Source organism: Arthrobacter sp. I3, assembly GCF_000520575.1.
In the GTDB taxonomy this organism is placed as follows: Bacteria; Actinomycetota; Actinomycetes; order Actinomycetales; family Micrococcaceae; genus Arthrobacter; species Arthrobacter humicola_A.
The window spans coordinates 17,075-41,355 of the sequence record NZ_KI914954.1 but is presented as its reverse complement, the minus strand read 5'-3'; the positions used below and the strand labels follow the sequence as shown (position 1 = coordinate 41,355).

The 24,281-nt window shown below is 67.0% G+C and carries 25 protein-coding genes, 2 tRNA genes, 1 other RNA gene and 1 pseudogene; 14 read left to right on the top strand and 15 right to left on the bottom strand.

The features are described from left to right. Positions 1-143: 143 nt before the first annotated feature. Positions 144-698 carry a single-stranded DNA-binding protein gene (locus tag Y706_RS0118975; protein ID WP_028277835.1) on the bottom strand — a complete coding sequence of 185 codons (555 nt, stop codon included), beginning with the start codon at positions 696-698 and terminating at the stop codon, positions 144-146. 245 nt (positions 699-943) lie between these two features. Here Y706_RS0118975 and Y706_RS0118970 point away from each other — a divergent pair. Then, positions 944-1,016: transfer RNA gene (locus Y706_RS0118970), tRNA-Arg, on the top strand. A gap of 76 nt (positions 1,017-1,092) precedes the next feature. Here the strand turns inward: Y706_RS0118970 and Y706_RS0118965 are convergent. Further along, positions 1,093-2,109 (bottom strand): magnesium and cobalt transport protein CorA, encoded by a 1,017-nt coding sequence (locus Y706_RS0118965; RefSeq protein ID WP_028277834.1) that lies wholly within the window; start codon positions 2,107-2,109, stop codon positions 1,093-1,095. A 317-nt stretch (positions 2,110-2,426) separates the two neighbouring features. Here Y706_RS0118965 and Y706_RS0118960 point away from each other — a divergent pair, with 317 nt between their 5' ends. Next, on the top strand, positions 2,427-2,915 hold the full coding sequence (locus Y706_RS0118960) for a LapA family protein (protein WP_028277833.1): 489 nt from the start codon (positions 2,427-2,429) through the stop codon (positions 2,913-2,915). A gap of 31 nt (positions 2,916-2,946) precedes the next feature. Beyond that, the gene (locus tag Y706_RS0118955) at positions 2,947-3,594 is read left to right on the top strand and encodes a GNAT family N-acetyltransferase (RefSeq protein ID WP_028277832.1); all 648 of its coding nucleotides are present in this window, start codon (positions 2,947-2,949) and stop codon (positions 3,592-3,594) included. On the opposite strand, the gene map is transcribed toward Y706_RS0118955, so the two are convergent. Further along, entirely contained in the window at positions 3,591-4,358 is a 768-nt protein-coding gene (gene map / locus Y706_RS0118950; protein WP_028277831.1) for a type I methionyl aminopeptidase, read from the bottom strand. The genes Y706_RS0118955 and map overlap by 4 nt on opposite strands. A 78-nt stretch (positions 4,359-4,436) precedes the next feature. On the opposite strand from map, the gene Y706_RS0118945 reads away from it, so the two are divergent. After that, entirely contained in the window at positions 4,437-5,120 is a 684-nt protein-coding gene (locus Y706_RS0118945) for a DNA alkylation repair protein (protein WP_028277830.1), read from the top strand. Positions 5,121-5,132: 12 nt separating this feature from the next. On the opposite strand, the gene mptB is transcribed toward Y706_RS0118945, so the two are convergent. Then, positions 5,133-6,758: a polyprenol phosphomannose-dependent alpha 1,6 mannosyltransferase MptB gene (gene mptB / locus Y706_RS0118940; RefSeq protein WP_173403095.1), complete on the bottom strand. Its 1,626-nt coding sequence runs from the start codon at positions 6,756-6,758 to the stop codon at positions 5,133-5,135. Positions 6,759-6,926: 168 nt separating this feature from the next. Here mptB and orn point away from each other — a divergent pair, with 168 nt between their 5' ends. The 4 genes from orn (at position 6,927) to def (ending at position 9,638) form a co-directional block, all read left to right on the top strand. Continuing rightward, positions 6,927-7,559, top strand: coding sequence for an oligoribonuclease (orn, locus tag Y706_RS0118935; protein ID WP_084476256.1), 633 nt, complete (start codon positions 6,927-6,929; stop codon positions 7,557-7,559). A 145-nt stretch (positions 7,560-7,704) separates the two neighbouring features. Then, positions 7,705-7,777 (top strand) — tRNA-His (locus tag Y706_RS0118930). A gap of 93 nt (positions 7,778-7,870) precedes the next feature. After that, the gene (locus tag Y706_RS0118925; protein WP_028277827.1) at positions 7,871-9,025 is read left to right on the top strand and encodes an acyl-CoA dehydrogenase family protein; all 1,155 of its coding nucleotides are present in this window, start codon (positions 7,871-7,873) and stop codon (positions 9,023-9,025) included. Between the two features lie 40 nt (positions 9,026-9,065). Further along, positions 9,066-9,638: a peptide deformylase gene (def, locus tag Y706_RS0118920; protein ID WP_028277826.1), complete on the top strand. Its 573-nt coding sequence runs from the start codon at positions 9,066-9,068 to the stop codon at positions 9,636-9,638. Between the two features lie 153 nt (positions 9,639-9,791). Here def and Y706_RS0118915 read toward each other — a convergent pair whose 3' ends face one another. The 8 genes from Y706_RS0118915 to rnpB form a co-directional block, all read right to left on the bottom strand. Next, positions 9,792-10,502 carry an alpha/beta fold hydrolase gene (locus Y706_RS0118915; protein ID WP_028277825.1) on the bottom strand — a complete coding sequence of 237 codons (711 nt, stop codon included), beginning with the start codon at positions 10,500-10,502 and terminating at the stop codon, positions 9,792-9,794. Between the two features lie 9 nt (positions 10,503-10,511). After that, positions 10,512-10,970 (bottom strand): DUF1579 family protein, encoded by a 459-nt coding sequence (locus tag Y706_RS0118910; protein ID WP_028277824.1) that lies wholly within the window; start codon positions 10,968-10,970, stop codon positions 10,512-10,514. 30 nt (positions 10,971-11,000) lie between these two features. Continuing rightward, positions 11,001-11,873, bottom strand: coding sequence for a polyphosphate kinase 2 (gene ppk2 / locus Y706_RS0118905; RefSeq protein WP_028277823.1), 873 nt, complete (start codon positions 11,871-11,873; stop codon positions 11,001-11,003). 109 nt (positions 11,874-11,982) lie between these two features. After that, complete coding sequence (locus tag Y706_RS0118900) at positions 11,983-12,780, bottom strand: HNH endonuclease family protein (RefSeq protein ID WP_028277822.1); 798 nt, start codon at positions 12,778-12,780, stop codon at positions 11,983-11,985. Positions 12,781-12,889: 109 nt separating this feature from the next. Further along, entirely contained in the window at positions 12,890-13,099 is a 210-nt protein-coding gene (locus tag Y706_RS0118895) for a hypothetical protein (protein ID WP_028277821.1), read from the bottom strand. A gap of 90 nt (positions 13,100-13,189) precedes the next feature. Continuing rightward, positions 13,190-14,680 (bottom strand): glyceraldehyde-3-phosphate dehydrogenase, encoded by a 1,491-nt coding sequence (locus Y706_RS0118890; protein WP_084476254.1) that lies wholly within the window; start codon positions 14,678-14,680, stop codon positions 13,190-13,192. Between the two features lie 229 nt (positions 14,681-14,909). After that, positions 14,910-16,580, bottom strand: a complete 1,671-nt coding sequence (locus Y706_RS26495; RefSeq protein WP_043436493.1) for a GMC family oxidoreductase — start codon at positions 16,578-16,580, stop codon at positions 14,910-14,912. 185 nt (positions 16,581-16,765) lie between these two features. After that, an RNA gene (gene rnpB / locus Y706_RS27585) (RNase P RNA component class A) lies at positions 16,766-17,159 on the bottom strand. 112 nt (positions 17,160-17,271) lie between these two features. On the opposite strand from rnpB, the gene Y706_RS0118880 reads away from it, so the two are divergent. The 3 genes from Y706_RS0118880 (at position 17,272) to Y706_RS0118870 (ending at position 19,859) form a co-directional block, all read left to right on the top strand. Next, a complete protein-coding gene (locus Y706_RS0118880) occupies positions 17,272-18,117 on the top strand; it encodes a slipin family protein (protein ID WP_028277819.1) in 846 nt (281 codons plus the stop codon). A 27-nt stretch (positions 18,118-18,144) separates the two neighbouring features. Next, complete coding sequence (locus tag Y706_RS0118875) at positions 18,145-19,032, top strand: alpha/beta hydrolase (RefSeq protein WP_028277818.1); 888 nt, start codon at positions 18,145-18,147, stop codon at positions 19,030-19,032. 62 nt (positions 19,033-19,094) lie between these two features. Further along, the gene (locus Y706_RS0118870; protein ID WP_028277817.1) at positions 19,095-19,859 is read left to right on the top strand and encodes a YaaA family protein; all 765 of its coding nucleotides are present in this window, start codon (positions 19,095-19,097) and stop codon (positions 19,857-19,859) included. A 7-nt stretch (positions 19,860-19,866) separates the two neighbouring features. Here the strand turns inward: Y706_RS0118870 and Y706_RS0118865 are convergent, their stop codons facing one another. Continuing rightward, complete coding sequence (locus Y706_RS0118865; RefSeq protein WP_028277816.1) at positions 19,867-20,604, bottom strand: zinc ribbon domain-containing protein; 738 nt, start codon at positions 20,602-20,604, stop codon at positions 19,867-19,869. Positions 20,605-20,727: 123 nt separating this feature from the next. Next, the gene (locus Y706_RS0118860) at positions 20,728-21,651 is read right to left on the bottom strand and encodes a Nif3-like dinuclear metal center hexameric protein (protein WP_028277815.1); all 924 of its coding nucleotides are present in this window, start codon (positions 21,649-21,651) and stop codon (positions 20,728-20,730) included. A gap of 99 nt (positions 21,652-21,750) precedes the next feature. On the opposite strand from Y706_RS0118860, the gene msrA reads away from it, so the two are divergent. The 3 genes from msrA (at position 21,751) to epsC (ending at position 23,895) form a co-directional block, all read left to right on the top strand. Further along, the gene (gene msrA / locus Y706_RS0118855; protein ID WP_028277814.1) at positions 21,751-22,275 is read left to right on the top strand and encodes a peptide-methionine (S)-S-oxide reductase MsrA; all 525 of its coding nucleotides are present in this window, start codon (positions 21,751-21,753) and stop codon (positions 22,273-22,275) included. Between the two features lie 65 nt (positions 22,276-22,340). Further along, a complete protein-coding gene (cysK, locus tag Y706_RS0118850; RefSeq protein WP_028277813.1) occupies positions 22,341-23,276 on the top strand; it encodes a cysteine synthase A in 936 nt (311 codons plus the stop codon). Positions 23,277-23,310: 34 nt separating this feature from the next. Beyond that, entirely contained in the window at positions 23,311-23,895 is a 585-nt protein-coding gene (gene epsC / locus Y706_RS0118845; RefSeq protein WP_018773413.1) for a serine O-acetyltransferase EpsC, read from the top strand. A 37-nt stretch (positions 23,896-23,932) separates the two neighbouring features. Here the strand turns inward: epsC and Y706_RS26490 are convergent. Next, positions 23,933-24,281, bottom strand: a pseudogene (locus Y706_RS26490) (short-chain dehydrogenase/reductase); the annotation flags it as partial.

Here is a 24,281-nt window from a genome sequence, read left to right as displayed (position 1 = left end):
TCCCGCGGTGCGGGTGGGCGCCGCCCGTCCCGCAGCGATCCTGGCGTGTTGCATCGGGCAATTCTGCCACGCGGCAGTGCCCCGTTCCGGCGTTCCGGTGCCCAGTCCCGGCGTCCACGGCGCTGCCCGCCGGTCCCGCGGATTCAGGCTGCGGCCCCTTTCAGTTCTCCGGTTTCCTGGTCCACCTCCTCTTCCTCACCGCTCTCGTCATGGATGAACGTCGCGTGGTGGTCGGCACCGTGGTCGCCGTCCCCTGGCAGGCTCTGCGGTCCGCCGCCGTCGCCGTCGCCGCTACCGGGCGCGTCTGGGGAACCGGCTCCGGCGGCCGCCTGGCTTCCGGCTGCGGCTGAGCGGGTGAAGTTGGCGGAGCCCCACATGAGGTCGTGGCCAACTGACTCCGCGTCAATTTCGGCGACGTGGTAGACCCTGCCGTCCTTCTCCCAGCTCCGCATCTTCAGCCTGCCTACCACGATGACCCGCTGGCCCTTCTTGATGCTGCAGCCAATGTTGCCGGCCAGCTGCCGGTATCCCTGGACGGTGAACCAGTTGGTGTTGCCATCCACCCAGGTGCTGGATCCGCGGTCATAGCGGCGCTCGGTGGCGCCGAACCGGAAGGACGCCGTGGCCACGCCACCGGGTGTGGTCGAGCTTCTGATCTCCGAGGCGACGAAGCCACGGACCGTAATGTTGTCGCTCATTCTCATGTCCTGTCTCGAATTGTCGTGCCCTGCCGGGCAGTTCCAGCATCCCGCCGTGGACCGTGGCCGGGGAGGACCCGGCTGTGCCATGTGGATAACCGGGTGCCGGCAACGGTGTGGGGACCGTGTTGGGGAGAAGTCAGGGCCGGAAGGACCGGCCACCTGCCGGGCGTTGACCTCCGCCGGCCCTCAGGCACTGTAAACTTTTTGAGGCGTCACCGGCAGCAGCCGGTGGGCGCCAGCGCGCCCCAGTAGCTCAGGGGATAGAGCAGCGGCCTTCTAATCCGCCGGTCGGGGGTTCGATTCCCTCCTGGGGCACAAGAGAGCGGCTCTGACCTGCGACAACGCACGGTCAGGGCCGCTTCCTATGTCAACTCCTATGTCAACCAGAACATCAGATCCACTTGTTGTGTTTGAACGTCAGGAACAGGATCCCGCCCATGCCGAGCATGAGCGCGAGTGCCATCGGATAGCCGAAGATCCAGTCGAGCTCGGGCATGTCGCGGAAGTTCATGCCGTAAATCGAGGCGATCAACGTCGGCGCAAACAAGATGGCAGCCCACGACGAGATCCGCTTGACCTGCTCATTCTGGGCGAAGCTCGACTCCGTCAGGAGCCGCATTTCGTCGTTCTGACGCTGGGCAACCAGGGCCGCGTTGACGGCCAGCGCGTTCTGCAGCAACGCCCGGAAGGCAGACACCCTCTCGCCCAGCCTGATGGCGTGGTCCAGGACGTCGCGGAAATGATCCTGCAGTTCGGGATCCGGCACGCCGTCCGGTCCGCTGCCCATGAGGCTCTGCAGGATTCCGGCCAGCGGGGCCGTGGCACGCTGAAACGTGATGACCTGGCGGGAGAGTTCATAGATCCTGCGCGATACGCCGGGGTCGGCAGCGAACAGGTCGTCTTCGATTTCATCGATATCGTTTTCCAGCCCTGCCGCCACGGGCTCGTACTCGTCCACCACCTGGTCCAGGATCGCGTACAACACCGCATCCGGTCCGAGCGCCAGGAACGCCGGCTCGGACTCCATCCGCCGGCGCACCCGGGCCAGGTCGGGAGACTCCGCCCGGCGGACAGTCACCACAAAGTCAGGGCCGGAGAATACATGGATCTCGCCGAACTCGACCTTCTCCACGTCGTCCAGGTACCGCGCGGGCCGCAGCACCAGGAACAACGTCTCGCCATAGTGCTCCAGCTTGGCCCGCTGGTGGCCGGCGAGCGCGTCCTCCACGGCCAGGTGGCTCAGGTCAAATTCCTCGGCCACGGAGCGCAGCTCCTGGGCTTCGGGCCGGTAGAGCCCGATCCAGGCCATGCCCTGGCGCTGCCGCAGCAGAAAGTACGTCTCCTCGAGCCCTTCCGGGTCGGCGGTCCGGTGACCGTCCACATAGACGGCGTTGTCAATAATCGTCACGGCCGCGCCTCCTCTTCAAGGCATTCGCTTTGCTGTGACGTTATACCGTCCCCGGGCCGGTGCCAACAGCCCGCACTGCCACGTGAGCGACGCTGCTTTCCGGGAAGGACCCCGGAAAGAATGCCCGGAAGAACGACGCCCACGGCGGCCACCAGGGAGCGCCAAAGCACGGTTGCTGGCGTGGGGCGGATCGCCCGGACCGTGCACACCCTATGCCCTGAGCCCCGCCAGCCCTCAGCACGCTTAGTATTGAATGGACTGGCAGGCCGGCAGGGATAGCCTGTGCGCCCTGCCCGCAATCGAAAGGTACGGCCGCCATGACCGAGACACCCCGCAGATTCGACCCCACCAATCCAGACGACGCCCCCACCTCCCCGTACGCGGAGGCAGCTGACGCCACAACCGGGCCCGCGTCCGCCGAGCAAGGCCTCGGCACCGACGTGGCCGCCACGACGGCGGGGCGCGCCGATACCACCAGCCCCGAGGAACCCACGGCTCAGGCTCCCGCGCCGGCGCCCGCTCCGGACACGCGCCAGGTCACCCGTGCCGGAATGGTCTGGGCCGCGGTTGCCTGCGCGCTCGTGGTGCTGATCCTGCTGATCGCTTTCATCCTGCAGAACCAGGAATACGTGCAGGTGAAGTTCTTTGGCCTCGAAGGCTCGGTCCCGCTCGGCATCGCCTTGTTCATCGCTGCCGTCGGCGGCGGCGTTCTGGTCGCCATCGCCGGAGCCGCCCGCATCATCCAGCTCCGGCTCGCCGCGCACCGCGTCCGCCGCCAGGCCAGCCCGGGCACGCGCACGCGCTGACGCTGAAGCCGCCAGGCGCTACCCTCTTTCCATGCGCGACGCAGAACCCCGGGCCCAGGCAGCCATCACCACCGCCGCGGCGGACTGGCCCGACGTCGAGCGTCTCTTTGGCGTCCGCGGCGAACCCTCACGATGCTGGTGCCGGTTCTTTGCCTTGACCGGCCCGCAGTGGTCCGCGTCCACCCCGGAGGAGCGGAAGAACCAGTTGCGGGACAAGTTCGACGGCGGCCGGCCGGCGCCCGGGGTCCTAGCCTTCCGCGACGGGAATCCGGTGGGCTGGTGCGCCGTCGAGCCCCGCGGGTGCTACCCAAGGATCCTGCGCTCGAAGGTGCTGGCGTCTGCCCCCGACGCCGCCCGGGATCCCGGCGTGGACCACGTGTGGTCCGTCAGTTGCTTCGTCGTCTCCCCCGGCCACCGACGGACCGGCGTGGCGGGGGCGTTGCTTGCCGCCGCCGTCGAACACGCCGCCGCGCACGGCGCAACGGTGGTGGAGGGTTATCCGGTCGACCCCGCGCAACGGCCCAAGGCCGGCCCGGCAGACCTCTACCACGGCACGCTGGGACTCTTTTTGGCGGCCGGCTTCACGGTGGTCAGCGGCACAGTTGTCAGCGGCGCAGTGCCGGGACGCGCCGTCGTCCGCCTGACGGCGCCCCGGGCCGGCAGGGACCGAGGGCGCTAGGGCAGGGTCAGGATCACCGGCCCGTCGGCGGTGATGGCCACGGTGTGTTCGCTGTGCGCGGCGCGGCGGCCGTTCGCTGAGCGGAGGGTCCATTCGTCGTCGTCATGGTAGTAGTCGTCCTTGCGGCCGAGAATCAGCATTGGCTCGATGGCGATGACGAGGCCCTCGGTCAGTTTGATACCGCGACCGGGACGCCCGTCGTTGGGCACGTGCGGCTCGGCGTGCATGGTCAGGCCGATCCCGTGGCCGCCGTGATCAGCGAGCAGCCCGTAGCCTGCCCGGCGCGCTGCCCCGCCGATCGCGTAGGCGAGATCCCCCATCTTGTTCCCGATCCTTGCCGCTTCGATCCCCCTCGCCAGGGCGGCGTCCGTGGCGTCGATGAGGGCCTGGTCCACCGGGTCCACGGTCCCCACGATGAAACTGACGGCCGCATCGCCGCACCACCCGGCCAGGAAGGCGCCGCAATCCACGCTCAGGAGGTCCCCGTCCTGGAGCCGGTACTCGTTGGGGATGCCGTGTACGACGGCGTCGTTGACGGACGTGCAGATGACCCCCGGGAACGGCACTGACGCCCACCGCGGCCGGTAGTTCAGGAACGCCGGAGTGGCTCCCGCGTCGGCGATTGATGCTGCGGCGACATCGTCCAGTTCCTTGAGCGAAACGCCGACGGCGGCCGCCTCCCGGACCCGGGCGAGGGTGGTGGCGACCACGCGGCCGGCCTCGCGCATCAGTGCGATCTCTTCGGGACTCTTGATCATGGACATGGCTTTCCCTTCCGACGCGGAGCCGCGGCTTGCTGGCTTCAACTCTAAAGCCCGCCGCGGCGTGTCTACAGTGGCCTCATGACCACCACGGAACTCATCGACGCGATCCGCGGCAGCCTCCAGGCTGCTGCCGATCCTGGCCGCGCCGCGGGGGCACAGGCCTACATGAAATCGCAGATGCCATCCCTGGGCGTGCGGGTTCCCGAGGTTCGCAGCATTGTCCGGGCCGCGGCCGCGGACCACCCGCCGGGCAGCCTGGCGGAGCTGCAGTCCGCCGTGCTTGTGCTGTGGCGCAACGCCGGCCACCGTGAGGAACGCTACGCCGCGATCGAGCTCACGGGGCTCAAGCCCGCAGCCGGGGAACTGGGCATGCTGGCCCTCTATGAGGAAATCATCCGCACCGGAGCCTGGTGGGACCTGGTGGACGGGGTGGCCCACCGGCTGGGCGCCCTGTTGCAGGCCCACCGGGCAGAACTGACGCCGGTGCTCGAACGCTGGAGCCGGGACGAGGACTTCTGGGTCCGGCGGGCCGCGATCACCGCACAGCTGGGGGCGAAGGACGCCACGGACACGGAACTCCTGGCCGCTGTGATCGAGGCCAACCTCGAGGACCGGGAGTTCTTCATCCGCAAGGCGATCGGGTGGGCGCTGCGCCAGTACGGCAGGACGGATCCGGCCTGGGTGAAAGCGTTCGTGCGGCGGCATGCGGACCGGCTCAGTCCGCTCTCGCGCAAGGAAGCGCTCAGGAACTTGGCGGCCTAGCCAGAACCAGCCCTAGATGATCGGCCGCGTGGTGACCGGCTCGTCCGACTTGGTGAACAGCAGCTTGGTCTTCGGGTCAAGGAAGATCAGGTACAGCGCGAACAGCAACGCAATGATCGCCGCGGCGTTGCGGGCCAGCGCCAGGGCCAGGCCCAGATCCGCAGTCTGCAGGTACGGGAAGACATCGAGCTGGTCCGAGATCGCGTACACCATGAAGAAGGACACGATGAAGTAGAGCGCCTTGACCTGCCAGTCGTCGCGGATGCCCGTGACGGCGAAGAGCGGGATGAGCCAGACGATATACCAGGACTGGATCATCGGGGACAGCAGCACGACGGCGGCGAACGCCAGGGTGAGCCGGCGCATCAGCCGGTCGTAGTCGCCGCGGAAGATCTGCCAGGCGACGATGCCGACGGCGAGCAGCTTGCCGGCGTCGAACGCCCACTTGGCCAGTCCCCAGCCGTCGAGCCCGAAGGCGTTGGAGATGGAGGCCACGATCAGGCCCACCAGGCCAACAGGCGCGTACCAGATCCAGATGCTGCCCGGGGCGGACAGCCCGTTGATCCAGCCGAAGCCGAAGCCGTTGACCCGGCTCATGAGATACAGCAAGGCCACGCTGATGCCGGCCGTGAGGGCCCAGAAGACGAACTTGCGCGGCCAGCTGGCGCCCTTGCCCGCCCAGAGCAGGCCGATGAACGGCAGGAAGACCACCGTGATGGGCTTGACCGAGATGGAGAGCGTGACCAGCACGATTCCGAGGATGACCCGGCGCGTGGCGCAGTAATAAAGGCCCGCCAGGGCCAGGCCGATCATGAGGGCGTCGTTGTGGACGCTGGCGATGAAGTTGGTGAGGAACAGCGGGTTGGCCGCCGTCAGCCACAGGGCCCGGTTCGGGTTCACTCCGTGCAGTTCGGCCAGTTTCGGCACGTAGATCACGCAGAGGACCACACCCACCAGGGCCGCGATCCGGAACAGCATGATGCTGCCTTCAGGGTGCACGTTGGTGGCCCAGACAACGAACTGTTCGATCCACAGGAACAGCTGCCCGTAGGGGACGGGAGCTTCGGTCCACATTCTGTCGGCGCCGAGCTGGAAGTAGTTGGACAGCGCCGAAATGCCGTTTTCGTAGGGGTTGAAGCCCTCCACCATGAGCCGGCCCTGGCCGATGTACGCGTAGACGTCGCGGCTGAACAGCGGTACAGAGAACATCAGCGGCAGCCCCCACGCCACCGTCGCCTGGAGCGTGGCCTTGCGGGCCCCGGCCCCCCAGACCCGGACGCGCTGGCCGAGCCGCAGCCAGGCGCGGACCAGCAGCATGCCGCCGAAGGCCAGCAGGACAATGCAGAGGGCAACGCCCAGGGCCTCGGTGCGCATAAAGATGAACAGCGGGACGCGGCGGAGTTCGGACGCGGGGGCAAGCCAGCCGACGCCGATCGAACCGATCGTCATGAACAGCGAGCCCAGGAACCCGGCAAGGATCGGGGACCGCGGGTTATCGACGTCGCCGACGGCCCCTTCCCCCTCAAAGGAGGCCGCAGCCGGGGTGAGCGCGGTCCGGCCAGCCGCAGAAGGGCGGGACGTGGACGGGCGGGACGTACCGGCAGCCGTTTCCCCCGCCGCAGGCACAGGCGCCGTCATGTCAGGATCGTCCAATCTGTTGTGGGCCACAATTCCGCCCACAGCCGGCCGCAGTGTCCGGCCCGGGGCGCCGCGTCGAAGAAATAAGTGCCGAAATAATTCGGCGGCCGCGTATTCGAAATCCTAGCACCGGACGGCTCTGTGGCGTCGGAACGGTAGGCTGGGCGGGTGCCTATTACTAACGAACGCATCGTCTGGATCGACTGCGAAATGACCGGCCTGGACACCAAGAATGACGCCCTCATCGAGGTGGCCGCCCTGGTGACCGATTCGGACCTCAACATCCTGGGGGACGGCGTCGACGTCGTGATCAAGCCCGACGACGCCGCGCTGGCCCAGATGAACGACTTTGTCCGCGACATGCACACACGGTCCGGCCTGCTGGCGGAGCTTCCGCACGGCAAGACGATGGCCGAAGCGCAGGCAGCCGTGCTCGCCTACATCAAGAAATGGGTGCCGGACCCGCGGAAGGCCCCGCTCGGCGGCAACTCGGTGGGCACCGACCGCGTGTTCCTTGTCCGCGATATGCCCGACGTGGTGGAGCACCTGCACTACCGGGTCATCGACGTGAGCACCATCAAGGAACTTTCCCGCCGCTGGTTTGCCCGGGCATACTTCCAGTCCCCGGCCAAGCTGGGCGGCCACCGGGCGCTCGGCGACATCAAGGACTCCATCGACGAACTCCGGTATTACCGCGAGGCCGTGTTTGTTCCCGCGCCGGGCCCGGACAGTGCCACGGCGCAGCGGATCGCCAAGCGCGTCATGGGCGGCGAAGCAGCCGCGCCCACCCCGGCGGAGTAGGCGCGAAAAAGTAATCTGCACCACGTTTCGCGGAAATTTCGGCGAAAATCGCAAAAGTGGCAAAACCACCCCCAAACAGCAGGTAAGCTATTTGTCGTTGCCTTTCCAGCCAGCCGGTTCGCCGGAGGGCCTGATATGGCACATGGTGGGCGTAGCTCAGTTGGCAGAGCGCCTGGTTGTGGTCCAGGAGGTCGCGGGTTCAACCCCCGTCGCTCACCCTCATGAAGGACGGCAGTGATTGTCCGACCTTTTCCAAAGGCCGCACCGGTTATCCGGTGCGGCCTTTGTTGTCTGTATTGGAAGGAATCGCAGTGAAGCGCAAGCTGTTTGAAGAAGACCACGAGATGTTCCGTGAGATGGCCGCCGAGTTCAACGCGCGCGCGGTCGCTCCCCACTACACCCAGTGGGACGAGGACCACATGATGCCGCGGGAACTGTGGTCCGCTGCCGGCGAGCAGGGCCTGCTGGGCCTGGCCGTGCCGGAAGAGTTCGGCGGCATGGGGATGTCCGACTACCGATTCCGGACAGTGCTGGACGAAGAATTCGCCAAGAGCAACCACCTCGCGGTCGGCCTGGCGTTCCACCTGCACGATGACATGGTCCTCCCCCACCTGCTGGCCTACGGCTCCGATGACCTCAAGGCCCGCTGGCTCCCGGGCATGGTCTCGGGCGAAAAGATCACCTCGGTCGCCTGGACCGAACCGGGGGCCGGCTCCGACCTGCGCGGCATCCGCACCAAAGCAGTCCGCGACGGCGACGACTGGCTGATCACTGGCCAGAAAACATTTATCGGCAACGGCATCTCCGGCGACGCCTCCCTCGTCCTGGCCCGCACTGACGGCGGCACCGGACGCGGAAACCGCGACTCGTTCTCGCTCTTCATGGTCCAGAAGGGTGAGGGCTACAACACCGGCAAGCAGCTGGACAAGATGGGCCTCAAGGCCTCCGACACGGCCGAGCTGTTCTTCGACAACGTCCGCGTCCCGCACGCCGACCTCGTCGGCGAGGAAGGCAAGGGCCTGCAGTACGCGGCCGAACAGCTCCCCCAGGGCCGGCTGGCGATCGCCGTGGCCAGCTCCGCCGTCGTGCGCGCCACCTACGAGGCGACTGTCCGCTACACGAAGGACCGCAACGCGTTCGGCGAGCGAATCATCGATTTCCAGAACAGCCGCTTCGAACTCGCCGACATCCTCACGGAGGTCGAGGTCACCGAAGCGTACGTGGACCAGGCCATCCTGGCGTTCAACGCCGGAGAGCTCGACGCCGCAGGCGCTGCCCGTGCCAAACTGTGGGCGTCCGAGCGCGCCAAGTCCGTCACGGACCGCTGCCTGCAGCTGCACGGCGGGTACGGCTACATCATGGAATACCCGGTGGCCCAGGCCTACCTCGCCGCCCGGCTGCTGACCATCTTCGGCGGCACCAACGAAATCATGCGCGACGTCGTCGGCCGCACCATCGCCGGCTGAGACGCCGCGACTCCACCTGCATCCAAGGAACTTTCCTGATATGACCGTCCTGCCCATCACGATCTGGGGCGAGCCCGTGCTGCACCGCCGGGCCGCGGAAGTCGAAGTCTTCGACGACGAGCTCCGCACCCTGATCGCCGACATGTTCGAGACCAACGACGCCGCCAACGGCGTCGGGCTGGCGGCCCCCCAGGTGGGGGTCGGCAAGCGGCTCTTCGTGTACAAGTACGACAACGACGACGGCGCCCCGGCCACCGGCGTCGTGGTCAATCCTGTCCTGACACTTTCGAAGATTTCCGGCGCGCTGCCGGACCCCGACGAGGAAGAGGAAGGCTGCCTGTCCTTCCCCGGCGGACAGTATCCGCTCAAGCGGGCCGAATGGGCGAGGGTCCAGGGCTTCGACGGTGACGGGAAGCCGGTGGAATTCGAGGCGACCGGCTGGTTCGCCCGGGTCATCCAGCACGAGTCCGACCACCTCGACGGCAAGCTCTACGTCAACCGGCTCATTGACCGCTATGCCCGCCGGGCCATGAAGCAGGCCAAGCGCAGCGGCTGGGGCGTTCCCGGCCTGACCTGGATGCCGGGAGTGGACCCGGACCCGTTCGGCCACTGACGGCCGCAGTTAGGCGCTGCTGCACGCGGATTTCCCCACCTTTGACGCCGACGCGCAGCAAAACGCCGGCGGGTTGGCGGGACGCGCCGGCGGCGCGTCCCAAAGGTGGGGAATTTCGGCGGAATTTCCCCAGTTCGGCAGTGACTGGGCCGGTCAGCTCCCCGGGGTCCGGTCGACGGCGGCCAGGATCGCGGCGCCGAGCTCGGCCGGCCTGGTGAACTGCGGCCAGTGTCCGGTAGGCAGGTCCACGTAGTCGACCTGGCGGATCCGTCCGAGCTCCGCCACATACGGGTGGCCGCCGGCAACCATTTCCGTCAGCATCGCGGACGGGAATTCGCAGGCGATGACGGTGACCGGAACCTCGAAGCGGCGTTCATCCGAGAGCTGCTGCCGGTCCTGGGCCACGCCGCGGGGCTGCGGGATGGCACGGGCACGGAACATGGCGCGCAGCTCGTCGGTCAGGTCGGTGAGGTCCTCGTCCTCGAAGAGCTCCCACGGCGGCAGCGGCACCTCGTCGCCGTCGGCCGGCAAGTCGTCATTGATGACGCCGCCCTCCCCCAGCGGTCCGCTGTCCACGTAGATAGCCCGGGCCACCCGGTCCGGGCGGGCATCGACGGCGCCATGGATGATCGCCCCGCCGCCGGAGTGGCCCACCAGGACCACCGGCGCGTCGAAGGAATCGATCTTCGCCACGACGGCGTCGATGTGGGTGCGCAGGCCGATCCCGGCGCGCGGCGCAGCCGCTGACTCCAAGCCCGGCAGGGTCAACGGGTGGACCTTGTGCCCGGCCGCGGTCAGCGGCGGGGTGACGTCCGCCCACGACGAGGCGTCCAACCAGAATCCGGGTACGAGGATGATGTCCATGCCGGTACCCTACCGGTCGAGTACCAGCTCCACCACCTGATAGGGGTCCTCGCCCGGGACCAGGTTGTGCATGGTCATGCGTCCGCCCGTGCCGTCGGCCGGGTGCAGGTGGATCTGCCAGCCCCAGTCCGGGCCGGTCGGTGCCGCATAGGAGCCGTTGAGCCGGAGGACACCGTCGCCGCCCACGGTCCCGGAGAACTGCATCAGCGCCTTGCCCGTGTGCCAGGAGTCCAGCCACACAGCGGTGGCGGGATCCGCGTCGGACGCGCCGCCGGCCAGGATCAGGAGGCCTTCCTGCGGGCTCTCACCGTCTGACCAGGTGTAGGCGACACTCGCGAAGTGTGCGGCGGTCACCGTCACCGTGGCGGTGGCCGCCGAAGCCTTGTAGTCGTCCGTGGGCATGAGCCGCAAGCGGTTTTGTCCATGCCAGGTGCCAAGGAAGGGTGTCACGTATTTCACAATGTCCATGCGGCAGTCTACTGAACCAATCGATCCTGCTCAGTCCGCGGCCGGCTTTTCGAATCTCGCCGCGAAGTCCGGGACATAGCGGAACAGTTCCCGCGGCGGGCGCGTGTAGTTGACGGCCTTCGGCCGTTCCGGCAGGGTCACCGGCTCGGTCCGTACTTCGGTGTAGTCGATGCCGGAGAGCAGGTGGGCGATGAGGTTGATCCGTGCCCGGCGTTTGTCTTCGGCTTCCACCACGTACCAGGGTGAATCCGCGGTGTCTGTCTGCACGAACATGTCGTCCTTGGCCCGCGAGTAGTCTTCCCAGCGCAGGATTGCCTCCCGGTCCATCGGCGAGAGCTTCCATTGCCGCATGGGATCATCCAGCCGGGATTTGAACCGCCGCTCCTGTTCCCCATGGCTGATCGAGAACCAGTACTTGAAGACCAGGATGCCGTCCTGGATGAGGAGCCGTTCAAAAACCGGGCACTGGGCCATGAAGCGTTTGTGCTCCGCCGGGGTGCAAAAGCCCATCACGTGTTCGACGCCGGCGCGGTTGTACCAGGAGCGGTCCATCAGGACGATTTCCCCGGCGGCGGGCAGATGCGCCACATAGCGCTGGAAGTACCATTCACCGCGTTCGCGCTCCGTCGGCGCCGGCAACGCGACTATCCGGGCAAACCGCGGATTCAGGTACTCGGTGACCCGCTTGATTGCACTCCCCTTACCGGCTGCATCCCGACCCTCGAAGATGATGAGGACCCGCGCCCCGGTGCTCCGGACCCACTCCTGGAGGGCAACCAGTTCTGCCTGGAGCCGCAGAAGTTCGGCCTTGTAGAGTCCGGCGTCGAGCCGGGCCGGCCGCCGTGCGGAGCCCTTCTTGTGGCCGGCGTGCCCCTTGCCTGAATTGTGCGTGCGATGTGCCATGGCTTCCGTTCCAGCATTTGGGGCGCGCGGTTTGTCCCGCCGCGCCCATTGTCGCCGGGCAGCAGATCGGCTGCAAGGGTCCTCCAGCCCGGAAACTGCGAAGGGCGCGTCAGCGCGGCACGATCGTCTGTTGCCCTGGGCACGAGGCCAGGATCCGTTTCATCGCCTCCTTCTCTGCCGCCGTGACCCACAGCCGGTAGGCCGCCTTGACCGAAACTTGGCGGGCGACGTAGTGGCAGCGGAAAGCCTTGTTTGGCGGCAGCCATGTGGCGGCGTCGGAGGCACTCTTGTTCTGGTTGGCGGGACCGTCGACGGCGATCAGGTTGAGGGGATCGTTGGCCAGGTGTTCGCGCTGCTGCGCGGTGAGCTGCTGGGCGCCTTTTTGCCACGCGTCTCCCAGCGCCACGACGTGGTCGATCTGCACCGCAGCACTGGTTTCGGCGCCGCGCCGGAAAACGATCGTGCGGCCGGTGTACGGTTCCTGGAACGTGCCGCCGGCCACCTGGCAGCGGGAGCCACTGACGAATTCGGCGGCCGCCAGGTCGCGGCGGAGGATGTCGTTGCGCGTATCGCAGCCGTTGCGGTCGACGTCGAGCCACGCCTGGCCGAACGCGCCCCGGTCATAGTTGTTCTTCGCCGACCGTCCCTTGACCGCGAGGGTGTCGAGCAGTGCGGCAGCGTTTCCCTGCGGCACGGCCCGGACGGCGTCCACCGCGTTCATCCACCCTCGGGCAATGACGGGGGCCTCGCGGGGGCCGGCGATTTGCGGCTCCGCGGCGGAAAACTGGCCGGCCGTGAAGAACCAGACCAGGCCGCCCAGGACGGCCAGGCCGGCCGCGGCCAGGAGGATCCAGGCCTGGCGGGAGTGGCGGCGGGCGCGGCGGAAATCCATCCAGGTGGCGCTCATGTGGGCGGCCGCTCGCGGCGTTTTGGCTGCACGCCCTGAGCCTATGCGGACGCCACGCCAGCCGGGCGGTTGTCCACAGTGTTGGGGACCGGTGGCGGAACGCGGGGGCCTATTGCTCCCGTGTGACCCGTTTCAGGTCTTCGTTGGCCAGATCCAGCAGGCTCTGGAGCTGGGTCACCCGGTCGTCGTTGACTTCACCGGACTGGCGTTTGACGAGGGCGTCGTCCAGCAGCCGCTTCGCTTCTTTCGCGTTGCTCCGCGCGACGTCCAGCGCGTGTTCCAGGGTGGTCTCGTGTTCAACAGCCGGGTTCGGTTCCATGGCTCCATTGTGGTTCCCTTTCCCGGCCGATTCCAGTGCATCGGCCGGGAAAGGAGGAACATGTCCCCCGGGCAGGGACGTTCGCCCTGGCTAGACCTCGACGGGCAGCCCTGCGGCCTCGAGGATGGACGCAGCGTCCTTGGCGGGGAAGGACGGCGGGTTGACCCCGGCCATTTCCTCCATGACGCGGACCACCTGGCAGCTGTAGCCGAACTCGTTGTCGTACCAGACGTACAGGACGAGGTTCTTCTCATTGGAGATGGTGGCCAGGCCGTCGACGATGCCTGCCCGGCGTGAGCCGACGAAGTCCGTGGAAACAACCTCGGGCGAATCGATGTAGTCGATCTGCTTGCGCAGCTCGGAGTGCAGCGACATTTCCCGCAGGTAGTCGTTGACCTCGTCCTTGGTGGTGCCGTTCTCCAGGTTCAGGTTCAGGATGGCCAGCGAGACGTCCGGGGTGGGGACGCGGATGGAGCTGCCCGTGAGCTTGCCGAGCAGTTCCGGCAGGGCCTTGGCCACGGCCTTGGCGGCACCGGTCTCGGTGATCACCATGTTCAGCGCGGCAGAGCGTCCACGGCGGTCGCCCTTGTGGAAGTTGTCGATCAGGTTCTGGTCGTTCGTGAAGGAGTGGACCGTCTCCACGTGGCCGTGCACCACGCCGTAGCGGTCGTTGATCGCCTTGAGCACAGGGGTGATGGCGTTCGTGGTGCAGGACGCCGCCGAGACGATCGTGTCCGAGTCGTCGATGGTGCCGTGGTTGATGCCGTGCACGATGTTCTTCAACTCGCCCTTGCCCGGTGCGGTGAGGAGAACGCGGGCAACACCCTTGCTCAACAGGTGCTGGGACAGGCCCTCGGCGTCGCGCCAGCGGCCCGTGTTGTCGACGACGAGCGCGTCGTGGATGCCGTAGGCGGTGTAGTCCACCGTGGAGGGGTTGTCCGAGTAGATGACCTGGATCTGGACGCCGTTGGCCGTGATGGTGTTGTTTTCGAGGTCAACCTTGATGGTGCCTTCGAAGGAGCCGTGGACGGAGTCGCGGCGCAGCAGGCTCGCGCGTTTGGCGAGGTCGTTGTCTGAACCGCGGCGGACCACGATGGCACGCAGGCGCAGGCCGTGGCCGCCGCCTGCCTTTTCGATCAGGAGCCGGGCCAGGAGCCGGCCGATGCGGCCGAAGCCGTAGAGGACGACGTCGGTGCTGGTGCGGTCGTCGCCGCCGCGCTTGCCGACAACCTCGGCGAGTTCGGCGCGGAGGAACTCATCCAGGCTGGCGCCGTCGCCCTCGGCGCGGTATTTCTCGGTGAGGCGGGCAATGTCGATCGCCGCGGCGCCGAGGTCCAGCTTGGTCAGAGCCTCCAGCAGCGGGGCTGTCTCCTCGAGGCGCAGTTCTTCCTTGCTCATCCTGCGGGCGAAGCGGTGGGCCTTGAGGATATTCATGGTGGACTTGTTGATCAGGCTGCGTCCGTGGATGGAGGTCACCACGTTGTTCTCGCGGTACAGCCGGCCGATCACGGGGATCATCGCCTCGGCGAGTGCCTCACGGCCCATCCACGTATCAAGACAAGAATCTGACGTCTGGCTCACAGAACTACCTTCCTAGAATCCACCCCCTACGTCCTCGTAGGGGGAAGTCGGCCGCCGGAGGGTGTCCGGTACCGGGCACCGGCGGGGATTCGGTCCACCCCGGGCGCCTCATCGAGCGCAAAGAAAAACCGCCGGCTGCGAACGCAGACCCGGCGGCAGAACTTCTACGTTCACCATCAATTCTACGGGCGGCCAGGCAGGGTGGGGTGCCTGTTGCGCGTGAATTGACTCACACACTGTCTGGGGCCACGTCGAAGTCGGCAAAACCATCCGCGCCGGGCGTCAGCCCCGCTGCGTCCTCAAGGATCATGTCGACGGCCTTTTCCGCGATCATGATGGTGGGTGCCTGGGTGTTGGCACTGACCAGCCGGGGCATGATCGAGGAGTCAACGACCCGCAATCCCTCCAGCCCGTGGACCTTCAGCCGCGGTGAGACAACGGAATCGTCGGTGGTACCCATGGCGCAAGTGCCGACCGGGTGGTACGAGGTCCGTCCGTAGGAGCGCACGAAATTCACGTACTCGTCGCGGGTTGCCACCCGGGAGCCGTCGCCGATGTGCTCCTTCTGGATGAACGCCGCCATTGATGACTGTTCCATGATTTGCCGGCTCTGCTGCACGCCGGCGATCGTCATCTCCAGATCGTAGTCATCCGCCAGGAAATTCGGATCGATGAGGGGTGTCATTGTGGGATCTGAGGACGCGACGCGAACTGTCCCCCGGCTGCGGGGGCGCAGGAAGTACGAGTTGAGCGTCGCCCCGAATCCGGGCCGCAGCGACGCAATGCCCGGCTCCGACCTCGCCGCGGGCAGGAAGTGGAACTGCAGGTCCGGGGTCTTCTCATCTGTGTTGGCGTAGCTGAAGCCACCGGCCTCGACGAGGTTGGACGCGAACGGTCCCGTGCGGAAGGCCAGATACTCGAGGCCCGCCAGGACTGTCGCCGGGCGCACCCGATTGAACCGGTCCAGGCTGTGGTCATCGGTGAGTTCGTAGATGATGTCCAGGTCAAGGTGGTCCTGCAGGTTCTTCCCGACCCCGGGCAGGGCGTGGAGCACGTCGATGCCGGCGGCGGCAAGGTCTGCCGGGTCGCCGATGCCTGAAAGCTGCAGCAACTTGGGCGAGCCAAACGCGCCGCTGGCGATCAGCACCTCGCGCCGGGCCCCGTAGGTTCGCGCGACTCCGCCTTCAATCGTCTGGATGCCGACGGCGCGGCCATTCTTGATGACCACCTTGGAGACGGTCACATTGACGCGGACAGTGAGATTGGGCCGCCTGCGCGCGGGTTTCAGATAGGCGACGGCTGCGCTGCACCGGCGCCCATTCCTGGTGGTGGTCTGGTAGAAGCCAACGCCGAGCTGCTTCGCCCCGTTAAAATCGTTGTTGTAGGGCAGCCCGAACTCCTGGCCCGCCTGCACGAATGCCGCCGAGAGCGTGTGCGGACGCCGGAGATCAGAGACGCCGAGCGGCCCTGTGGTTCCATGGTGGGGTCCTGAGAGCCTGGTGTTTGACTCCGAGCGAATGAAATACTTGGACACCTCGACGGCGGACCAGCCCTCGCATCCGTACTCCCCGGCCCACCCGTCGTAGTCCCCAGCCACGCCGCGGGTGAAGACCTGGGAGTTGATGGACCCGCCGCCGCCAAGCCCGCGGCCTTGAGGGAGCGGGATGCTGCGGCCGTTGCTGTGCTTTTGCGGAACACTGCTATACGCCCACTGATACGGGCCCCCCTTGAGTCTCGGGAAGCCCGCGGGCATGTGGATGAAGGGATGGCGGTCGGACCTGCCCGCCTCGAGCAGGAGCACGCGTATCGAAGGGTCTTCGCTAAGTCTGCCGGCCAGGACGCTGCCGCCGGTACCACCCCCGGCGATCACATAGTCGTACTCTGCATCGTCCGGCACCATGACTCCTCAACCATCGCCGAAACTACCGCTCCTTGAAGCGTTGATTGAAGTGTCGGGTCTCGCTGGGTTGGTGTCAAGCATGCCTCAAGGTTTTCCCAAGCTTGCAACCGTGCAGGCACGCCACCCCCGGCCAGCAGCCTGCGACGGCCGAATCCCGGGCAGGACAGGGGAAATACCGGTTTGGGTGGATGGGTTGACCGATACGCCGGGTTCTGTGTTCCCGCGCTGTTACCGGCGCGGGAGTAGCGGCCATCCATCTACGGACGCCGTTGCCGACGCCCTCCAGCGGCCTACCCGAACACTCGGGCGAGCAGCCCTCAAACGTGTCCTGTCTGGCCTTGCTCCGGGTGGGGTTTACCTAGCCTTCCCGGTCACCCGGGAAGCTGGTGGTCTCTTACACCACCGTTTCACCCTTACCTGCCCTGCGGCCTGTGCAAGCACACGCCCCACGCAGGCGGTCTATTCTCTGTGGCACTGGCCTGCGGGTTACCCCGAGTGGGCGTTACCCACCACCCTGCTCTGCGGAGCCCGGACGTTCCTCGAGCCACTTGCGTGACGCGCGGCCGCCTGGTCAACCCATCCGCTGTCCAGTCTACGTTCTCCCGGCCGGCGCAGCCGCACCGCGGCCTTTCAGGGCCGCAGGTGGGAGAATTTAAGCAGGGTTCCTGCTAGTCAAGGAAGAGTGATCCCGGTGAACTGGACCGTCATCATCATCTGGCTGTTGGCCATCGTCCTGGTGGCTATTCTCGCCAAGATGTCGATCAAGATTGTGCGCCAGTACGAACAGGGCGTCCTGTTCCGCCTGGGCCGGGTGGTCGCGGTACGGATGCCCGGCCTGCGGTTCATCATCCCGGTGGTGGACCGGCTTCAGCTGGTGAGCCTCCGGATCGTGACAATGCCGATCCAGTCACAGGGCATCATCACCCAGGACAACGTCAGCGTCGATATCTCGGCAGTGGCGTACTACCGGGTGATCGACTCCGTGAAGTCCGTCGTGGCGATCGAAGACGTGGCCGCGGCCATCAACCAGATCGCCCAGACCACCCTGCGGAAAGTGGTCGGCCGCCACAGCCTGGACCAGACGCTGTCGGAGACTGAGCGCATCAACAGCGACATTCGGATAATCCTGGACGCGATGACCCTGGAATGGGGTGTCGAAGTGACGCTCGTCGAACTCAAGGACATCCAGCTCCCGGAGAGCATGAAGCGGGCCATGGCCCGGCAGGCGGAGGCCGAGCGGGAGAAGCGGGCGAAGATCATTTCGGCCGAAGGAGAGGCGATCGCCGCCGTGGCGCTCGGCGCGGCATCTGACACGATGATGGCCCACCCGGTAGCCCTGCAGTTGCGGAATCTTCAGTCCCTTGTCGAGATCGGGGTGGACAAGAACTCAACCGTCGTCTTCCCGGCGCCCCTGATGAGCACCATCGCCGAACTGGCCGCTTTCCTGGCACGCGAGGACCATGTGGCCAAGACAGCGATGCCGGCGACGGCGACGCCAGAGGCAACGACACCGGCGCCACCGATCAAAGCGGCATAGCGTCCGTGTCAGGCCTACTATCGAGGAATGGACGAGTCTGCCCTGACCCGGCGCCGGCTGCTTGAGCTGGCAGGGATCGGCCTGGGCGTGTCCGCGCTCACCGCCTGCACAGGCGGCATCCCGCCTCCCGACACCTCTGCGCGCATGCCAACCGGTACCCTGACAGCGCCGCCGGTTCCTGCCGCCTCGGCAATCCGGACCAGCTCAGGATCGTTCGTCTCGGCTTTCCGCCCCGGGATCTACACCCGTTGGTCGCTGGCTGCACCCGAGTTGCCGCCCGGCGGCTCGCAGCCCGACTTGCCCGTGGCGGTGTTTCTCCACGGACTGGGCGGCAGCCATGCCGTCCTGCTGGAGGACCTGGCGGCCCACGAGCCCCTCCAACGGCACCTCGACGCCGGCGGCACACCCTTTGCGATCGCTGCGGTGGACGGCGGAAACACGTGGTGGCACCGCCGCGCCGACGGCAGCGACACCCAGTCGATGCTGGTGAAGGAGTTTGTTCCGCTCCTGGGCAGCCAGGGCTACGACCTTGGCAGGATTGGCCTCGTCGGCATCTCCATGGGAGGCTTCGGCGCGCTCCTCCTGGCCTCGCAGGGCCGGCTGCCCGGAGTCCGCGCCGTCGCGGCCATGAGTCCGGCGGTCTGGGACCACTACGACCCCCGGGAGGGGGCCGCCTTCGACGGACCGGCCGATTTCGCGGCACATGACGTGTTCGCGCTCCGGCCCCGGCTCGCGGCGGTGCCCAAGCGGATCGACTGCGGCACCGGGGACGATCTTGCCGCCACGGTCCGTGCTTACCGCGCAGGACTGCCGGGCGACGTCGAGGGTGGTTTCGGGCCCGGCGGCCACGATAGCAGCTACTGGCGGTCCGTCCTGCCCGAGGTGGTGTCATTTTTGGGCTTCAACTTCGCCTGAACCCGCCGCCGCCGGCCGCGTACTGCGGCGCCCGCGAAACGCGCCGCCGGTAGGATCGTACGGTGCTAATTCTGTTGCCGCCCTCCGAGGGCAAGACTCCCGCTGTGCGCGGGGACGCCGCCGACTGGGGCGCCTTGAGCTTTCCCGCCCTCAACAGCTCCCGCGCCAAGGTCCTGGAGGCGCTCGGCACCGTCAGCGCCCACGAGGACGCGCTGGCGCTGCTGGGCGTCGGCGCTTCCCTGAGCGCCGACGTCGAACGCAATACGCGGCTGCACGCGGAACCTGCCGCCCCGGCCCACCAGGTGTATTCCGGGGTGCTCTTTGACGCCCTCGGCTACAACTCGCTGACCCCGGCGCAGCGGAGGAAGGCCGACGAATCGGTGCTGGTGGTCTCCGCCCTGTGGGGCGCCATCCGCTTCGCCGACCGCGTGCCCGCCTACCGGCTGTCGATGGGGACTTCGCTGCCCTACGTCGGACGGCTCGCCTCATTCTGGAAGCCGCAACTGAACGACGCCCTGGCGGCGGCCACTACGGGTGAGCTGTTAGTGGATTGCCGGTCGAGCACCTACGCCGCGGCGTGGACTCCCCCGCCGGAACAGACGGTGGCCGTGAACGTCTTCACCGAGACCGCGGGCGTGCGCAAGGTGGTCAGCCACTTTGCCAAGCACACCCGGGGCGAACTGGCACGGCATTTGCTCAGCCGCCGGGGCAAGGCGCCCCAAACCCCCGCACAGCTGCAGAAGGCGGCGGCGGAGAAGTGGGTTGCCGAACTCGTTGAGGGCACGGCCCGGAAGCCGCACACCCTGAACATCATCCTGCCGGGCTAGGAGCCGCTTAGGCCCACTCGGACGAGCGCACCAGGATGCAGCCGGAGTCCGGGCAGAACACGATGTCGTCCTCGGCCGCGGCCTTGATCTCGGCCAGGTCGCCCGGGCTCAGGTGCATGCCGGAGCCTTCCGAGGTGCCGTGGAAGAGCCGGGCAGCGCCGACGCCGCGCTTGGCCAGGGTCTTCTCGTAGATGGCGAGCATTCCGGCGTCGAGTCCGGCGGCGAACTCGGCACGCTGCCCGCGCACCACCGTGGCTTCGGCGGCGATCTCGGCCAGCTGCTCGTCCAGCTCGGCACGGATGGAGCCGAAGGAGCCCTGGATGTCGTCCACTATCTGCTGCTGGGACGCCTGGCGGGCGCGGAGCGAGTCGAGCCGTTCGAGGACTTCGAGCTCCACGTCCTCGAGGTCCGAGCGGCGCTTGTTCAGCGAGACGAGGTCCCGCTGCAGGGCGACGAGGTCCTTGGACAGCCCCGTGCCGCTGTTGAGCCTGGCCTCGTCGCGTTCGATCCGGGAGGCGACCTGCTCGACGTCGGCCTCTGAGCGTTTGAGCTCCAGTTCAGCATCGTGGACGGCAACCTTCGCGGCACCGAGCTCACCGTTGGCCACGCTGAGGGCGGCTTCCAGGTCCGTGATGCGGGAATCGCTTTCAAGGCTTCGCCGGCGGTTGGACAAGGACTTGAGCTTGGCATCGAGTCCCTGCAATTCGAGCAACTTCAACTGTTCCGCCGGTGCTGCCTTGGCCACTATTTACCTCCGCTAAATCCAATCCGGCCGAAGCCGGGCACCGTCCCGGCGCTCCTTAGACTCTAGCGCCTAGCGTACTCCCCGGCCTCGCTACGCTCACCCGGGGCCCCTCGCACGCCAGGCTTAGCCCGGAGTCAGAATGAAGTCCCACGGGTCGCTGTTGGTGGTGCTCACCCGGATCTCGACATCGTGGCCCTGGTCGCTGAGCACATTGCCCAGCGCTTCGGCGGCCGCAGGCAGCCACAGCCATTCGCTGGCGAAGTGGGAAACGTCGATCAGGTACGGCCGGTCGTTGACCGCCGCCTCCCGGGCTTCCGATGCCGGGTGGTGCCGCAGGTCCGCCGTGACGTAGACGTCCGCGTTGCTCGCCCGCACCTCGCCGAAGAGGGAATCGCCGGCGCCGCCGCAGACAGCCACCCGCCGGATCAGCCCGTCCCGGTCCCCCGAGACACGCACGCCGCCCGCCACCGAGGGCAGGATGCCGTACACGCGGGCCGCGAAATCACCCAGCGTCAGGACCTCGTCGAGGTCGCCGACGCGGCCGATGCCTTCCTCGGGGAGCCCGTTCGCGGCCGGCGTCAGCGGGGCCACGTTCTGCAGGCCCAGCGCGTCCGCCAGGACGTCGGAAACGCCCCCGACGGCGGAGTCACCGTTGGTGTGCACGGTCAGCAGCGCGGTCCCGGACTCGATGAGGCGGTGCACGGCCTTGCCCTTGGCCGTATTCGCGGCCACGGACGTCACGCCCTTGAGCAGCAGCGGATGGTGCGTGATGAGCAGCTCGGCACCGAAGTCGATCGCTTCCTCGATCACGTCAATTGTCGGATCGACCGCGAACATGACCCGGTGCACCTCGGCGTTCGGGTGGCCGGCAACCAGACCCACCTCGTCCCAGTCCTCGGCCAGGGATTCGGGCCAGAGCTCCTCCACCGCCAGCTGGATCAGGCCCAGCGTCGCGGCGCCGATGTCCTCCCCGGTGCCGGTACCGGCGTCGACAGCGGCAGCAGGGCGGTCGGATTCCGCTGAAACATCGGTGTTCACAGGTTCCATACCCCCATTTTTACCCTATTCGCGGGCGGCCCGGTCACTCGTAACACTCTCGTAAGGTGGGTGGGGAATCATCGGGGCCCTCGAACCATTGAAGAGATCATGAGAACTTTTGTCCTCGGCGGAGGCTGCTTCTGGTGCCTCGACGCCGTCTACCAGAAAACCAAGGGCGTCAGCTCGGTCGTGTCGGGCTACACCGGAGGCCATGACCGCAGACCCGACTACTACTCTGTGTGTTCCGGGACCACAGGCCACGCCGAGGTTGTGGCAGTGACGTTCGACGAGGACGTCATTCCCGCCGAGGTCATCCTGGACATGTTCTTCGCCCTCCACGACCCCACCACGCTGAACCGGCAGGGCTACGACGTCGGGACCCAGTACCGTTCCTCAATGTTCTACGAGACCACCGAGGAAAAGATCCTGTTCGAGGAGGCGATCGAGCGGAACCAGGACCTGTGGCGGCACCCGATCGTCACCGAGGTCAGCCGGCTGCCCCAGTTCCATGTGGCCGAGGAAATCCACCAGGACTACTTCGCCAAATACCCGGAGCAGGGCTACTGCCAGGTCATCATTAACCCCAAGCTGGCCAAGGCGAGGAAATATTACTCTGCATGGCTTAATGCTTAGCTAGGGCCTGTAAGCGCTCGTTAGGCTGACCTCAGTCAACCCTCTTCAAAGACAGGCATACATACATGGCACCGATCTATGACGATGTAACCCAGCTGGTAGGCGGAACTCCGCTGGTCCGGCTGAACCGGCTGACCGAAGGCCTTGACGCCACTGTGGCCGTCAAGCTGGAGTTCTACAACCCGGCCAACAGCGTCAAGGACCGGATCGGCGTCGCGATCGTTGACGCTGCCGAGAAGTCCGGTGCCCTCAAGCCCGGCGGCACCATCGTTGAAGGCACGTCCGGCAACACCGGAATCGCGCTGGCCATGGTGGGCGCGGCCCGCGGCTACAAGGTCATCCTGACCATGCCCGAGACCATGTCCACCGAGCGCCGGGTCATGCTGCGCGCGTACGGCGCCGAGATTGTCCTGACCCCCGGTTCCGAGGGCATGCGCGGCGCCGTGGAGAAGGCCCAGGAGATCGTGGCCAACACGGAAAACTCCATCTGGGCCCAGCAGTTCGCCAACGAGGCCAACCCGGAGATCCACCGCCGCACGACGGCCGAGGAAGTCTGGGCCGACACCAACGGCAAGGTGGACATCTTCGTCGCCGGCGTCGGCACCGGCGGCACCGTCACCGGCGTCGGACAGGTCCTGAAGGAACGCAAGCCGGAGGTCCAGATCGTGGCCGTCGAGCCGAAGGACTCCGCCATCCTCAACGGCGGCGCCCCGGGCCCGCACAAAATCCAGGGCCTCGGCGCGAACTTCGTCCCCGACATCCTGGACACCAACGTCTATGACGAGGTCATCGACGCCACGCTGGAAGATTCCGTCCGGGTGGCGCGCGAACTCGGCATCAAGGAAGGCATCCTGGGCGGCATCTCCTCCGGCGCCATCGTCTGGGCGGCCCTGGAGCTCGCCAAGCGCCCGGAGAACGCCGGTAAACTCATTGTTGCTGTGGTTTGCGACTTTGGTGAGCGCTACATCTCCACCGTGATGTACGACGACATCCGCGGCTAAGTCCGCTGACCCACGATTGCCCAGAAAGGTCTTTGTGAGCTTCTTCGCAAGACTGAAGGAAGACCTCGACGCCGCCCGGTCCCACGACCCGGCGGCTCGAGGTTCTTTTGAGAACTTCTTCGCCTATTCCGGCCTGCACGCGATCTGGTTCCACCGCCTGACGCACCGGCTGTGGCAAAACCCGGCCCTGCGGTTCCCGGCGCGGCTGATCTCCCAGCTCGCCCGGTTCCTGACCGGGATCGAGATCCACCCCGGCGCGACCATCGGCCGGCGCTTCTTCATCGACCACGGCATGGGTGTGGTCATCGGCGAGACGGCCGAGATCGGCGAGGACGTCATGATCTACCACGGCGTGACCCTCGGCGGCCGCTCGCTCGCCAAGATCAAACGCCACCCCACCATCGAGGACCGTGTGGTGATCGGAGCGGGCGCCAAGATCCTGGGCCCCATCACCATCGGCCGGGACAGCGCCGTCGGCGCCAACGCCGTGGTGGTCAAGGACGCCCCGGCCGAATCAATCGTCACCGGCGTGCCGGCCACCTGGCGCCACCGCGACGCGCAGCGCGAGACCAAGCCCGCCGTCGACCCGGCCGAGTACCTGATCGAATACCGGATCTAGAGCGGGCCCTGGATCGGCTCCCGACTGAACCGGGTATCTAGGCAGCCCTACCCGGGAACCGCTTGTAGATGTTCCACAGGACGGCGTCGAACGCCCGGTCCGGCAGCAGGTGGCGCAGCAGCAGGATCCCGCGGGCGCTGGCACCCACCGGGTAGCGGGTCCTGGGCCGCCGGGCGGTCGCGGCGTGCAGGATCGCCTCGGCCGCGAGCTCGGGCCGCGACGACGTTGCGGGGTTGTCCGTAGTGCCCAGCGCCGCCGCCACGATCTTGGCCTGCGCCGCATAAGGGCCGTTTCCGGAGCTGGCCAGCAGCCCCTGCGCCGCAATGGCGCCCCACTCGGACTGCGTCCCGGCCGGCTCGATGACGGCCACATCAATACCGTGCGCG

Excerpts from the sequence above, each read along its gene's own strand:
- Y706_RS0118975 (WP_028277835.1), bottom strand. The coding sequence starts at position 698 with ATGAGCGACAACATTACGGTCCGTGGCTTCGTCGCCTCGGAGATCAGA.
- mptB (WP_173403095.1), bottom strand. The coding sequence starts at position 6,758 with ATGACGGCGCCTGTGCCTGCGGCGGGGGAAACGGCTGCCGGTACGTCC.
- Y706_RS0118945 (WP_028277830.1), top strand. The coding sequence starts at position 4,437 with ATGACCACCACGGAACTCATCGACGCGATCCGCGGCAGCCTCCAGGCT.
- Y706_RS0118955 (WP_028277832.1), top strand. The coding sequence starts at position 2,947 with ATGCGCGACGCAGAACCCCGGGCCCAGGCAGCCATCACCACCGCCGCG.
- Y706_RS0118915 (WP_028277825.1), bottom strand. The coding sequence starts at position 10,502 with ATGGACATCATCCTCGTACCCGGATTCTGGTTGGACGCCTCGTCGTGG.
- msrA (WP_028277814.1), top strand. The coding sequence starts at position 21,751 with ATGAGAACTTTTGTCCTCGGCGGAGGCTGCTTCTGGTGCCTCGACGCC.
- def (WP_028277826.1), top strand. The coding sequence starts at position 9,066 with ATGACCGTCCTGCCCATCACGATCTGGGGCGAGCCCGTGCTGCACCGC.
- cysK (WP_028277813.1), top strand. The coding sequence starts at position 22,341 with ATGGCACCGATCTATGACGATGTAACCCAGCTGGTAGGCGGAACTCCG.
- Y706_RS0118875 (WP_028277818.1), top strand. The coding sequence starts at position 18,145 with ATGGACGAGTCTGCCCTGACCCGGCGCCGGCTGCTTGAGCTGGCAGGG.
- Y706_RS0118860 (WP_028277815.1), bottom strand. The coding sequence starts at position 21,651 with ATGGAACCTGTGAACACCGATGTTTCAGCGGAATCCGACCGCCCTGCT.
- Y706_RS0118900 (WP_028277822.1), bottom strand. The coding sequence starts at position 12,780 with ATGAGCGCCACCTGGATGGATTTCCGCCGCGCCCGCCGCCACTCCCGC.
- Y706_RS26495 (WP_043436493.1), bottom strand. The coding sequence starts at position 16,580 with ATGGTGCCGGACGATGCAGAGTACGACTATGTGATCGCCGGGGGTGGT.
- Y706_RS0118895 (WP_028277821.1), bottom strand. The coding sequence starts at position 13,099 with ATGGAACCGAACCCGGCTGTTGAACACGAGACCACCCTGGAACACGCG.
- Y706_RS0118910 (WP_028277824.1), bottom strand. The coding sequence starts at position 10,970 with ATGGACATTGTGAAATACGTGACACCCTTCCTTGGCACCTGGCATGGA.
- map (WP_028277831.1), bottom strand. The coding sequence starts at position 4,358 with ATGTCCATGATCAAGAGTCCCGAAGAGATCGCACTGATGCGCGAGGCC.
- Y706_RS0118960 (WP_028277833.1), top strand. The coding sequence starts at position 2,427 with ATGACCGAGACACCCCGCAGATTCGACCCCACCAATCCAGACGACGCC.
- ppk2 (WP_028277823.1), bottom strand. The coding sequence starts at position 11,873 with ATGGCACATCGCACGCACAATTCAGGCAAGGGGCACGCCGGCCACAAG.